This is a genomic window from Acidithiobacillus sp. AC3 (assembly GCF_050261095.1).
In the GTDB taxonomy this organism is placed as follows: Bacteria; Pseudomonadota; Gammaproteobacteria; order Acidithiobacillales; family Acidithiobacillaceae; genus Igneacidithiobacillus; species Igneacidithiobacillus copahuensis.
The window spans coordinates 2,411,670-2,423,219 of the sequence record NZ_CP189838.1 but is presented as its reverse complement, the minus strand read 5'-3'; the positions used below and the strand labels follow the sequence as shown (position 1 = coordinate 2,423,219).

The following is an 11,550-nucleotide window of genomic DNA, read 5'->3' as shown; positions in this document are numbered from 1 at the left end:
CGATGAACGAGCCGGAGATCCTGTCCGCAACCCCGCATGCTGTCGCTGCCGATAGCGTACTGAGACAACTGGCCAGCCGCTCCGAAGGACTGGGCCACGAGGAAATCGCGGCGCGGCGACAACAGTATGGTGCCAATCGTCTCCCCACCCAGGCTCCCCCAAACTGGGCCCAGCGCTTTCTGCGACAGTTTCGCGATCCCCTCATCTATGTCCTGCTTGCCGCCTTCGTGGTCACTTTGCTCCTCGGGCACCTGCTCGATAGTGCCGTGATCCTGGCGGTGCTGTTGATCAACGCCCTGATCGGTACCCTGCAAGAGGGTAAGGCCGAGAACGCCCTGGCGGCGATCCGCAAGATCCTGCGCCTGCAGGCCAAGGTGCGGCGGGCGGGGGAATGGCAGAACGTCGACGCCGAGAAGCTCGTCCCCGGCGATATCGTGCAGCTGCGCTCCGGCGACCGGGTGCCCGCCGATCTGCGCATCCTCTCGGCCCAGGGGCTGCGCGTCGATGAATCGCTGCTCACCGGCGAATCGTTGCCCAGCGACAAATCGCCGGTGCCGGTAGAAGCCGACGCTGCCCTTGGTGATCGCCACAGCATGCTGTACGCCGGTACCTTTGTGCAGGCGGGACGCGCCGTGGCGGTGGTCACGGCCATCGCCGCGCAGACGGAGCTTGGCAAGATTCAGGGCCTGTTGCAGGAGACGAATACCCTGCAGACGCCGTTGATCCGCCAGATGCAACGCTTCAGCAAAACCCTGGCGCTGCTGGTGCTGGTACTCAGTACGGTGATGGCGGGTATCGGCCTGGCACGACAACTGCTGCCCCCCTTTGAGGTTTTTTTGGCGGTCATCAGTTTTGCCGTGGCGGCCATCCCCGAGGGCTTGCCTGCCATCCTCAGCATCACCCTGGCGATTGGCGTGGAGCGCATGGCGCGCCGGCAGGTCATCGCCCGCCATCTCCACGCTATTGAGACCTTGGGTGCGGTAACTGTCATCTGCACCGATAAAACGGGCACGCTGACCCGCAATGAGATGTTTGCCCGTGGGCTGCGCACCCACGCATCCTGGTATGAGGCTAGCGGTACGGGATATGCGCCGCAGGGCGAGCTTGCCGGCGCAGAGGCGGGCGACAAGGCGCGTTTCGCTGCCCTGGAAGTCGCCAGCGTCGCCAACGATACGCAGCTACGGCAAGAAGGTGGAAATTGGCAGATCATTGGTGAGCCAACAGAGGGTGCCCTGCGTGCCCTGAGCGCCAAGGCCGGTTTTCCCGGCGAGGGGTATCGGCGTCTGGCCAGTATTCCCTTTGAATCGGCGCACAAGCTCATGGCGGTGCTGACAGAGCGGCCCGATGGGCAGCGGCGGATCTTGCTGAAAGGTGCCCCTGACCGGGTTCTGGCGCGTTGTGGGAGCATGCTGGATGCCGATGGCAGCTCGCTGCCCATCGACATCCCTTTCTGGGAACGGGAAAATCAATACTTGGCCAGTCAGGGCTTGCGGGTTTTGGCCTTGGCGCGACGTGATGTCGATGGACAGCAACAGGAAAGCCTGGATCTCGATAGTCTGGGGCAGAACTTCACGCTGCTGGCCTTGGTCGGCATTGTTGATCCGCCTCGTCCGGAGGCCATCACTGCCATCAGCGACTGTCGTCGCGCCGGCATCCAGGTAAAGATGATCACCGGCGATCATGCCGGTACCGCGTTGGCCATTGCCCGGGAAATGGGCCTTGTTGCAGGTGGAGAGTCACAGGTACTTACCGGCACGGAGCTCGATCGCATCGCCCCCGACGATCTCCCGGCGGTAGCCCTGCGGACGCAGGTCTTCGCCCGCACCAGCCCGGAACATAAATTGCGTCTGGTCGAGGCATTGCAGACGCGCGGTCAGGTGGTGGCGATGACTGGAGATGGGGTCAACGACGCCCCGGCTCTGAAACGTGCTGATGTTGGTATCGCCATGGGGGCGCGCGGCAGTGAAGCCGCCAAGGAGGCTGCCGACCTCGTGCTCGTGGATGACAACTTTGCCAGTATTGCCCGAGCGGTCGCTGAGGGTAGGGCGATTTATGACAATCTGCGCAAGGCCATCCTCTTCATCCTGCCCACCAATGGTGCGCAGGGTCTGGTGCTGCTCGCAGCGATCATCGCCGGCCTGCAACTGCCGCTCACGCCGCTGCAAATCCTGTGGGTCAATCTGGTCATCGCCGTCACCCTGGCCCTCGCGCTGGCCTTCGAGCCGGCGGAGCCCGCAATCATGGAGCGTCCGCCGCGTAACCCGGCGGAGAGTTTCCTCGATTGGCGTTTTCTGCTCCGGGTCGCCCTCGTATCCGTAAGTATCGGCGGCGCTACCATGGCCACCTTTTACGCGGAACTGTCCGCGGGAATGCCTGCAGAGTTGGCACGCAGCATGGCGGTGACCACCCTGGTGCTGAGTCAAGCGCTATATCTTTTCAATGTGCGTCACCTGCAGGGCTCGGCGTGGCGGAGATCGACACTGTTCAGCAACCCCATCGCGTGGATTGCCTTGGGAGTGCTGTTGCTGCTGCAGCTCGCCCTTCTCTACTTGCCCCCCCTGCAGCGGGTGTTTCAGACCGTGCCACTGCAACCTCGTCACTGGGGCCTGGCCCTGCTCATTGCCGTAGCGGTGTTTTTCCTGGTGGAGCTGGAAAAGCGCCTGCTCCGCAAGGTGGCATAAAAAAGCCCCGACGAAGCGGGGCGAGGCAGAGGAGGAGCAATGCCGAAGCACTGCAGGGTTGAAATCGTTTGCGCTGGTGCGCGAATTACTCGGTAACGGTCTTTTCCACCTTGATCGTGGAATTGATCTCCACGCGTTGGTTCTGGAAGCGACCCTGCGGCGTGGTATTGCTGGCGATGGGGTCCTCGTAGGAGTGTCCCTTGAGCACCATGCGATCGCGGGCCACGCCATGCTGCTCCAGGTACTGTGCCACACTCTCGGCACGCTGCTGCGAGAGTTTCAGGTTGTAGGCGTAGGAGCCAACCTTGCTGCAGTAGCCATTGACGTTCAGAACCGCATCCGGATGCTTTTCGGCAAAGGCGGCCACTTCATCCAGAACCTGGATGTCATGGCTGAGCAATTTGTAGGAGTTGAGTTTGAAGTTGATGCCGGTGATGGTGATCGGCTTGCTCTCCAGAATTGTTTTCTGCACCGGCGCAATGGGGGCCGGCATCGGAGCAGGAGTGGGTGCGGGCGCCGGTGCGGGGGTGGCGACCGGCGCCGTCTTCGCCGGACAGCCAGAGAAGGGGGCCTCGGCACAGCCGGCGGCAGAAACGAGGACGGCAGCGAGTAGCAGGGTATGGGTAATGCGCATGGTTCTTTTCTCCCGGTAAGCCCTGCGACCACGGTCGCAGGGCATAAAGTCTTAGAAGTCGTAGGTCAGCATGACGCGGTTATAGATGAAATAACCCGTCGACAGATCTCCGTGCGCCACTTCCACGCGATCGCGGATGGACAGACCCTTGATCCAGCCCTGCGGGAAGTAGGTGAGGTCGCCGTAGATGTCGTTGGCGTAGCCTGCCGTCTGCAGGTGATATTGGGCATAGGCGGTCATGAAGAGAAACTGGTTGCTCAGGAAGTGCTGCGTCCACTTGATCTTGAAGCCGTGCCCGGGCCCCATTTCCACCAGACCGCGGATCATGGAAGTGGTGTAGAGCGGATCGGTGGCGTAACCGACGGTGTAAGGCGAGACGATAGCGCCACCACCCACGGCTCCCTGATGGTAGAGGATTTCATTATAGGCAGCGGAGAGCTGACCCTTGCCGAGCAGCGCACTGCCACCGTCGTAGTCGATACCGCCGATCACACCCCAGGCGGTGCTGTTGACCCCATTGCCCTTGAAGCCGTCGATGGGCTTGGTTCCGGGGGCATAGCTGTTGTTCAGCAGACTATTACTTTCCCACTCGCGGTTGATCTGTGCGCCCAGGAAGGGATCCACGCCGCTGCCGGTCTTCAGCGTATATTGGGCATCACCATAAACCGTCTGGGTGAACTGATAGAAGTTGTAGTACCAAGCCTGGGCATCGATGCCATAGCGCTTGTAGCTGGTGCCGAAGGCGAGAATGCCATTGGCGGCAGTATCGGTATTGGGAACGACAGCTGATCCACCGTAAATGGGATCACCGTCAAAGCCCGTGTTGTAGTAGAGGTTATCCCGGTAGTAGTCGGCGGAGGTACGGCTCTTCCAGCGGAAGATGCGCATGCCATAGAGATTCCATCCGCAGTAGGGAGAGACCTGGGCAAAGACGCCTTGGTAAGTGGCGGGAATGACGCGCGAGTCGGAGCCGTTCACCCAAGGGGTGTTAACGATTTGGTTCCCGGCGCGAATCAGCAGGGCGTGCGGAATTTCGTATTGCAGGTAGGCCTGGCCCAGGGCATTGATGGACGTACCCTTACCCATCAGGGTGACATCGGGGTTCACCCGGTTGGCGCCGAGGCTGTTGGCGGTGTAGAAACCCACATCGGCACTGAAACCGGCGAGGGAGGCGGTGTGGGCATTGATATAGCCGCCCAGCGAGAAGGCGCTGAGATTGGTGGCGTTCTTGCCAAAGAAGCGATCGAAGTAGTAGGCGCGGACCTGGCCATCGACCTTGCTATCCATGATGAAGCTTTTCAGAGAGTCATGGCTGCTGGCAGCGTGGGCGACAGCGCTGAAGCCGGTCAGGGCCATCAGCACTGCCAGGGTGTTGGCGCGGTGCTTGAACAACATGGGCATTCTCCTCTTCGGTGTGTTTACTACAACGGCATGATAACAACGGAATGTGACAGCATGATGACAGTTCCGTGAATCTTTTGTGACGTTGTATCCGAAAAGACATTTCGATGCCAGAGGAGAGCTTCGCCCCGCGGTCTCAGTGCAATAGACGCTGGGCCTCGTCGCTCAGGGGATATTCCCAGACCGTGCTTTTTTCGCCCGTGATGCCAAAGTCATTATCGCTGATGAAGAGCAGACTCTTGCCGTCCACTAGGCTCATGCCTTCGACCTTGCCCAGACCCTTGCCAAAGGCATCGTCGCTTTCCCAGAGCAGCTGCAGGGCAAGCGGCTGGATACCGACTTTGGCCAGATCATTTTGCTCTTCCAGGCTGGGGTGGGTATCCGGCCGGGCCCAAGCGGTGCCGATCAGCCGAGTGGCACCGTCAAGGTTGGCTAGGTAGACCGCGACCTTGTTGCCAGCGCGCAGCATCAGCAGCACGCGATGATCATCCACCGCACTCATGGCCGAGAGTTTGAGATCTTTCTGCTTTTCCCCTGGAGCAAAATCTTCAATCCTGGGAAATTCCACGGCATAGCCACCGGCCATTCCGGCAAAGTTGCCCTCGGCATCGAGATGCAGGGTAATCAGCCGATCGATCCGGGAGTTTTTCGCCGTATCGTCATCGGGATTAGCCAGGGGACTTTGCAGGGCCACGAAGAGCAGCTTCTGGTCCGGCGCCAGGGCCATCCCTTCAAAACCGCGGTTGAGCTTGCGCCGGGCCAGTAACGGCGGCAGGACAGCGCGCACCGGGACACTGCTCCCCTGATAGTAGGCTGCCGTGCCCTTGGGTACCAAACGTTCCAGTACGACGCCATTGGCTGCTACCCGCAGCAGGCTGGGCCCATATTCCTCGCCGATCCAGAAACCGCCCTGGGCCAGCGCGGAAATACATTCGGTATCGACCCCGTTGGGGGAGAATGGCAGGGGCTGGAGTTGCCCATTCAGCGGCTTCTCGCCCTTAGGGAGCTCCGGCGGCAGGCCGCTGAAGTTCTGGCCATTAGCCGCGTGCAGCGGAATCGGCTCGCCGCGCAGGGTTACCTGACCTGCTTGCACCAGCAGGGGATAGATGCTGGGAGTATAACCGGGAATGGGGAAGATCACCTCAGATTTGCTACAGACTTCTTTGCCGAGCACCTTGCCACTCTCGTCACAGGGGATGTTCGGACCCCGATCGCTGACGGCATAGAAGTCAGTCCACGCTGAGCCGTGGGCATGGGTCAGTCCACTGCCTGGACCGATGCTCAGATGCAGCTCCCGACCAGCCACGGTGACGGTATCGAGGGGCGCGCGCAGGGCTTCGCCCGCGAGCTCCTGGGCGCTGGCGTGCATGCCATACAGGGCGAGGCAGGCCGCAAACAGGGAAGATTTACGCATGAATTCTCCTTCGGGGAGGGATCCCCCTCCCCATGCACGGCATCAGAACAGGAACTGCCCGCGGAACTGCAGAATGTTCAGGTCGCTGTTATAGCGCGGATCGTTCCACCAGGTGGCGCCAACCGGCTGGGTGCTGGGGATACCGTCCACATGACCGTGGCTGTAGTCGAGCATCAGCCGGACGTGCTCGTTGGCATACCAGTTGATGCCGGCGGTGATGGCATCCCCTCGGCCACCATAGATGCCGGCATTGGCATCATTGAGGTTGAGGCGGTCATAGCGCAGAGCGACTTCCCAGGCACCACCAGGGCCGATGTCCTTCAGATAATGGAACTCGCCGAGCTTCGGCTTGAAATTGCGCGGCTGGCCGGTGAGGGTGTAGCTCGCCTGCACGTAGTAGCCATTGAAGCTGGCGGTGGGCAGCCCGAGGCTGCGGGAGACATTCATGCCGACATAGGCGCCTTCGAGCGAGAAGGGACCGGCCACGGCCGCAGTTTCCAGGGTATAGTTGAACTGGCTGCTGGGATTGCTGACGTAGGCTTCCAGGAGCTTGGTGCCGGCCACGCTGGTTTCCGGGCGGGTGCCGTAGAAGGCGGCGGCGTTTTTGTCACCAAAGCCGGTATAGTTCAGGTTGGCGCCAAAATAGAGGTCGTTGCCGTAGCTGTGCAACGGGGCATAGGTGGCACGCCCGGAGATGGTGTAGATGCCACTCTGGTTGCTGGTGCTGTTGCTGATGCTGGCGACGGTCTCCGTTTTGGTATAGGCAGTTCGGGCGACACCACTGTATTTGGTGTAGACCTTTTCATCCAGGGCGTTCATGAAGCCGCCCAGACCCAACATCCAGTTCTCGCCACTCTGAGTGATCTTGAGGCCCATGCGCCGGTCGCCGTAGGTATCGAGGCCTTCCAGCAGCGGCCGCTCCATGAAGACGTTGTCGTTGGAGCTGTTCAACTGGTCCATGGTGAAGAAGGTCTTGGCCTGGCCTAGGGTGATGGTGTTGCCGGGCATCAGGCCGGTGTAGGCAAAGTAGGCATCCCGGAAACCTGCCGCACCGCCCCCCGTCTGGGTGAATTCGTACTGGAACTTGAATTTCCAGTCTTCGCCGATCTTGCCGGCGGTAAAGATGCGCGCCCGGCGCAGAATGGCGCCGGCGGCGCCCATGTCGGTGACCGAACCATTTGGGGCAAGGAAGGACTTGTTGAAGTAGGTGGCGTAATCGGCCTGGATACGTCCGCCCAACATCAGGCTGTAATCGTCGTTTTTGGCGTGCAGAACCGTGGATTCATCGGCCTGGGCCAGGACGGGAATGGCAGAAATGGTGGCGATTGCCACCAGAATGAAGCGCTTCTTCATGGTTAACTCCCTCTACAGTTGGTGGATACTGCAAAGAGGTCCATCGAATCCCCTCTCCGACAGGAGAAGGTATTCTTGATAGTTGCATACGCTCTTTACACTATCGACTTGTGCATCGAATCATAGCAGGGAATTGTGACACTTTTATGAACCTTTGATGACACTTTTGTGACAGCGGTCGGTGGCTGCCCTCCTGCGACAAGCTGGCGTATGATCTGCAAATAGCTTGACCAAAAGGTCGTCCATGCCCATCGAGATTCGCCAGCTGCGTACCATCGAAGCCGTTCTGCAACACGGCAGCATTGCCGCGGCGGCGCAGCGCCTGCACCTGACCCAGTCGGCCCTCTCGCACCAGCTCCGGGGCCTGGAAAATGAATTCGAGATCAAGATCTTTGACCGCGACAGTGGCAACAACCTGCGTCTCAGCCCGGCAGGGGAACGGCTTTATGCCCTGGCGCGGGAGGTCCTGCCAGCCCTGCGGCGGACCCAGGAGGAGCTGCGCCGGCTCGCCTCGGGGCGGGGGGGACGATTGCGTATCGCCGTGGAGTGCCATACCTGTTTCGACTGGCTGACCCCCGCGATGGACCAGTTTCGTGCCAGTTGGCCCGACGTGGAGATGGATATCGCCTCCGGATTCCAGCAGGATCCGGTGCAACTGCTGCGCGCTTATCAGGCCGACCTGGCCATTCTCAGTGCCCCCGAGGCCCTGCCTGGCGAAATCGAGCGCCATGCCCTGTTCAGTTACGAGGTGGTGGCGCTGCTGAGCCCGCGTCATCCCCTGGCCGAACGCCCCTTTCTGCTGCCCGAGGATTTCCTCGAGGAGACTGTCATCACCTACCCGGTGGAAGACCGGCGCCTGGACTTGTTTCGGGAATTTTTGCACCCCGCCGGTGTACAGCCGTGGCGACGGCGGCAGGCGGAATTGACGGTCATCATCCTGCAGCTGGTGGCCTCCGGGCAGGGGATTGCCGCCTTGCCTGCCTGGGCGGTGAGCAGCTACGGTGATCGCGGTTATGTACGAGCCCTGCCCCTGGGTCCGCGGGGACTCTGGCAGAATCTGGAAGCAGCCACTTTGCAGGGGCAAAGTGAACAGCCCCATCTACAGGCCTTTCTGAGCGAGATTCGCGCCAGTGCGAGCAGCGAACTGCGCGGCATTCGCCGCTTGTAGGACAGGGGCGCCAGTAGAGGAGAAAAAGGGATGGGCACGGAAACGGTACTTTTCGATATCGATCTGATCCAACGCTATGACCGGCCAGGGCCGCGCTATACCTCCTATCCTACGGCACCGCAATTCGCCGCGGAGTTCGATGAAAGCGCCTTGCGGGCGGAGCTGCGCGCGAGTAATGCCAGCGGCAAACCCTTGTCATTGTATTTTCACATTCCCTTTTGCGAGCATCTGTGTTTTTACTGCGCCTGTACCAAGGTGGTGACGCGGCATCGGGAATGGGGTCAGCCTTACGTGGAGCGCCTGCTGCGGGAAATGGCGCTGATCCGGCGCGATATCGATGCGCAGCGCCCGGTCACCCAACTGCATTTTGGTGGTGGTACCCCCACCTTTCTCTTGCGTGCGGACCTGGAGCGTCTGGTGAACGGCATCCAGGCGCAGTTCCGTCTGCTCGATGATGATACCGGCGAGTATGGGATCGAGGTCGACCCGCGCGCCATCGAACCGGGAGTACTGGCCCTGTTGCGTAACCGCGGCTGGAATCGTCTGAGCATGGGGGTGCAGGATCTCGATCCGGCGGTGCAGAAGGCGGTACATCGTGAGCAAAGCCTGGATCTGCTGGCAGAGCTGATACAGGAGGCGCGCAGCCTGGGCTATCGCTCTATCAGTCTCGATCTGATCTACGGACTGCCCTTGCAAAGCCCGCAGAGTTTTGCCGAAACCCTGGCGCAAATCATCTCCTTGCGCCCGGATCGTCTGTCTCTGTTCAATTATGCCCATCTGCCCGAGCGCTTCCCGCCGCAGCGGCGCATTCGTGCCGAGGAGCTGCCCAGCCCGGCGCAGAAACTGGAGATTCTGCAGCAGAGCATCGGCGCTCTGGAGGCTGCCGGGTACGTCTATATCGGTATGGATCATTTTGCTCTGCCCGAGGACGAGCTCACCCGGGCGCAACTACAAGGCCATCTCTACCGGAATTTTCAGGGGTATTCTACCCACTCCAATGCCGACCTGCTGGCCTTTGGCATGAGCGCCATTGCCATGGTTGGCCCGAGTTACAGCCAAAACCGCAAGGATCTGGAGGCCTGGGGAGCGGCAGTGGATGCCGGACGGCTGCCGGTGGAGCGGGGGCTACGCCTGACGGCTGACGACCTGCTGCGCCGGGAGGTGATCACCCGCCTGATCTGTGATTTTCGCCTTGATGTCGCGGTTGTCGAGGCGCGGCATGGTATCGATTTCTGGCGCTATTTTGCCGAGAGTCGCGGGACCCTGGAGGCTCTGGCACGGGATGGGCTGATTACCCTGAACGAAGGTGGCGTCACTGTACTTCCGGCAGGACGTCTGCTGGTGCGCCACGTGTGCATGGCCTTCGATGCCTACCTGGGGCGCAGCCAGACGCAGTTCTCGCGGGTGATTTAGCGGCCTTGTAGGCGTGCCGCCCACTCTTCGGGGTCGAAGCCGAGCAAGAGATCGTCATCCCTCTGTACGATGGGGCGGCGAATCAGGCTGGGGTTGGCCAGCACCAAGGCGACCGCGGCATCCAAATCGGCGACTGCGCGCTGTGCTTCGCTCAGGCGGCGCCAGGTAGTGCCGCGGCGATTGATCAACGCCTCCCAGCCGCGTTCCGCCGCCCAATGCCGCAAGGCTGTTTCTGGTACCCCAGCCTTCTTGTAGTCGTGGAATACATAGGCCACCCCGTGCTCATGCAACCAGGCAAAGGCCTTTTTCATGGTGCTGCAGTTGGCAATGCCATAGACGGTAATGCTCATGCTGGCGCTCCTTTCTCGAGAATCAATACCTGAAAACGCTCTCCCATCTCCTGCGGCAGGGTGAGGATCTTGACTTCGTTGTTCAACGCAAGGCGCTGCTCTGGGCTGGCCTGGGCCTCGAGCCCGGCATAGACCTCCGGCAGACCGTGGGTGACGAGAAAGCGCGCGAGGGGGCCATACCAAGCAATTTGCAGACCTGCCGCCACGGCCGCTGCCATGATGGCGGAAAAATTGACGTCGGCGGTCAGATCACAAAGCCCCGGCCAGTAGAAGGGATCCTCCAGAAGGTGGTGACGATGGTAGGCGCGCAGGCTGCCCAGGTAGCGCTGCGGCTGGTAATAGGCCGCCGCCTCCTGGCCGTAGTCGATGAGGAGGATGCGGCCCTGCTGTAGGCGCGCGGCCAGACTGTGCATCCACGCCGTCGCTGCCGGACAGACTTCGCTGCGGTAGCCGACGGGCCATTTGGCGCCATATGGTTGCAGAGGCTCCAGCAAGGGCCTGGGGAGAGGTTGAGACGCGGGAGCCCAGGCAAAGTCGTTGGCATCTGTCACCACTCCCATCTCGCGCAGGGTGCCATCTGCCATCTTTTCGACGACGGCGACGGGCATGGCATCGAGCACCTCATTGGCGAGGAAGACGCCATGCCACTCGGCTGGGAGCCGCTGCAGATGCTGCACCGCCGGACAGCGAGCGCGCTGTTGCGCCTGCAGATCGGGACTGGGTTCCAGGATATGGTACGGGACTTGCGGCAGAACCTCATGGATCTGTGCCGCGAGGGCGCCACTCCCGCCACCCAGTTCGAGGATGCCGTCGCGCCCGGCATGGGGCGCGAGGGTGCGGGCGAGGACGCGTCCTAGCACCGCACCCAGCTCGGGCGCGGTGACGAAGTCTCCGGCTGGGCCAAAACGCCGTTGACCGGCCATGTAATAGCCTTTCCCCGGGGCATAGAGGGCCATTTCCATATACTCGGCGAAGGAAATCCACCCCCCTGCAGCGGCGATGCGGGCGCGAATTTCCGCTTGCAGGGTCAGGCTGTGGGCCTGGGCGGCGGGATCCGGTGCCGGCAAGGTGGATGCCTTGCGCCCTGCAGGCGATTGGGTTACAACCCCATTTCGTTTTGGTTGCATGGAACTCCT

9 protein-coding genes are annotated in these 11,550 nt (G+C 61.3%); 3 read left to right on the top strand and 6 right to left on the bottom strand.

From position 1 onward, the window contains the following. Positions 1–2 precede the first annotated feature (2 nt). Positions 3–2,681, top strand: a complete 2,679-nt coding sequence (locus ACQAYK_RS12290) for a cation-translocating P-type ATPase (protein WP_215872200.1) — start codon at positions 3–5, stop codon at positions 2,679–2,681. Between the two features lie 85 nt (positions 2,682–2,766). Here the strand turns inward: ACQAYK_RS12290 and ACQAYK_RS12285 are convergent, their stop codons facing one another. From ACQAYK_RS12285 to ACQAYK_RS12270, 4 genes are all read right to left on the bottom strand, one after another. Continuing rightward, positions 2,767–3,315 carry an OmpA family protein gene (locus ACQAYK_RS12285; RefSeq protein ID WP_215872201.1) on the bottom strand — a complete coding sequence of 183 codons (549 nt, stop codon included), beginning with the start codon at positions 3,313–3,315 and terminating at the stop codon, positions 2,767–2,769. Between the two features lie 51 nt (positions 3,316–3,366). Next, a complete protein-coding gene (locus ACQAYK_RS12280) occupies positions 3,367–4,710 on the bottom strand; it encodes an OprD family outer membrane porin (protein WP_215872202.1) in 1,344 nt (447 codons plus the stop codon). 142 nt (positions 4,711–4,852) lie between these two features. Then, the gene (locus ACQAYK_RS12275; protein WP_215872203.1) at positions 4,853–6,130 is read right to left on the bottom strand and encodes an esterase-like activity of phytase family protein; all 1,278 of its coding nucleotides are present in this window, start codon (positions 6,128–6,130) and stop codon (positions 4,853–4,855) included. Between the two features lie 42 nt (positions 6,131–6,172). After that, positions 6,173–7,483 carry an OprO/OprP family phosphate-selective porin gene (locus ACQAYK_RS12270; RefSeq protein WP_215872204.1) on the bottom strand — a complete coding sequence of 437 codons (1,311 nt, stop codon included), beginning with the start codon at positions 7,481–7,483 and terminating at the stop codon, positions 6,173–6,175. 244 nt (positions 7,484–7,727) lie between these two features. Here ACQAYK_RS12270 and ACQAYK_RS12265 point away from each other — a divergent pair, with 244 nt between their 5' ends. Beyond that, positions 7,728–8,651 carry a LysR family transcriptional regulator gene (locus tag ACQAYK_RS12265; protein ID WP_215872205.1) on the top strand — a complete coding sequence of 308 codons (924 nt, stop codon included), beginning with the start codon at positions 7,728–7,730 and terminating at the stop codon, positions 8,649–8,651. 30 nt (positions 8,652–8,681) lie between these two features. Continuing rightward, positions 8,682–10,064: an oxygen-independent coproporphyrinogen III oxidase gene (gene hemN / locus ACQAYK_RS12260; RefSeq protein ID WP_215872206.1), complete on the top strand. Its 1,383-nt coding sequence runs from the start codon at positions 8,682–8,684 to the stop codon at positions 10,062–10,064. On the opposite strand, the gene ACQAYK_RS12255 is transcribed toward hemN, so the two are convergent. Beyond that, on the bottom strand, positions 10,061–10,414 hold the full coding sequence (locus ACQAYK_RS12255; RefSeq protein WP_215872207.1) for a Spx/MgsR family RNA polymerase-binding regulatory protein: 354 nt from the start codon (positions 10,412–10,414) through the stop codon (positions 10,061–10,063). The two genes, hemN and ACQAYK_RS12255, sit on opposite strands and share 4 nt — an antisense overlap. Continuing rightward, complete coding sequence (locus ACQAYK_RS12250; RefSeq protein ID WP_215872208.1) at positions 10,411–11,541, bottom strand: class I SAM-dependent methyltransferase; 1,131 nt, start codon at positions 11,539–11,541, stop codon at positions 10,411–10,413. The genes ACQAYK_RS12255 and ACQAYK_RS12250 overlap by 4 nt, the downstream gene beginning before the upstream one ends. Between the last annotated feature and the right edge of the window lie 9 nt (positions 11,542–11,550).

Excerpts from the sequence above, each read along its gene's own strand:
- ACQAYK_RS12290 (WP_215872200.1), top strand. The coding sequence starts at position 3 with ATGAACGAGCCGGAGATCCTGTCCGCAACCCCGCATGCTGTCGCTGCC.
- ACQAYK_RS12285 (WP_215872201.1), bottom strand. The coding sequence starts at position 3,315 with ATGCGCATTACCCATACCCTGCTACTCGCTGCCGTCCTCGTTTCTGCC.
- ACQAYK_RS12280 (WP_215872202.1), bottom strand. The coding sequence starts at position 4,710 with ATGTTGTTCAAGCACCGCGCCAACACCCTGGCAGTGCTGATGGCCCTG.
- ACQAYK_RS12275 (WP_215872203.1), bottom strand. The coding sequence starts at position 6,130 with ATGCGTAAATCTTCCCTGTTTGCGGCCTGCCTCGCCCTGTATGGCATG.
- ACQAYK_RS12270 (WP_215872204.1), bottom strand. The coding sequence starts at position 7,483 with ATGAAGAAGCGCTTCATTCTGGTGGCAATCGCCACCATTTCTGCCATT.
- ACQAYK_RS12265 (WP_215872205.1), top strand. The coding sequence starts at position 7,728 with ATGCCCATCGAGATTCGCCAGCTGCGTACCATCGAAGCCGTTCTGCAA.
- hemN (WP_215872206.1), top strand. The coding sequence starts at position 8,682 with ATGGGCACGGAAACGGTACTTTTCGATATCGATCTGATCCAACGCTAT.
- ACQAYK_RS12255 (WP_215872207.1), bottom strand. The coding sequence starts at position 10,414 with ATGAGCATTACCGTCTATGGCATTGCCAACTGCAGCACCATGAAAAAG.
- ACQAYK_RS12250 (WP_215872208.1), bottom strand. The coding sequence starts at position 11,541 with ATGCAACCAAAACGAAATGGGGTTGTAACCCAATCGCCTGCAGGGCGC.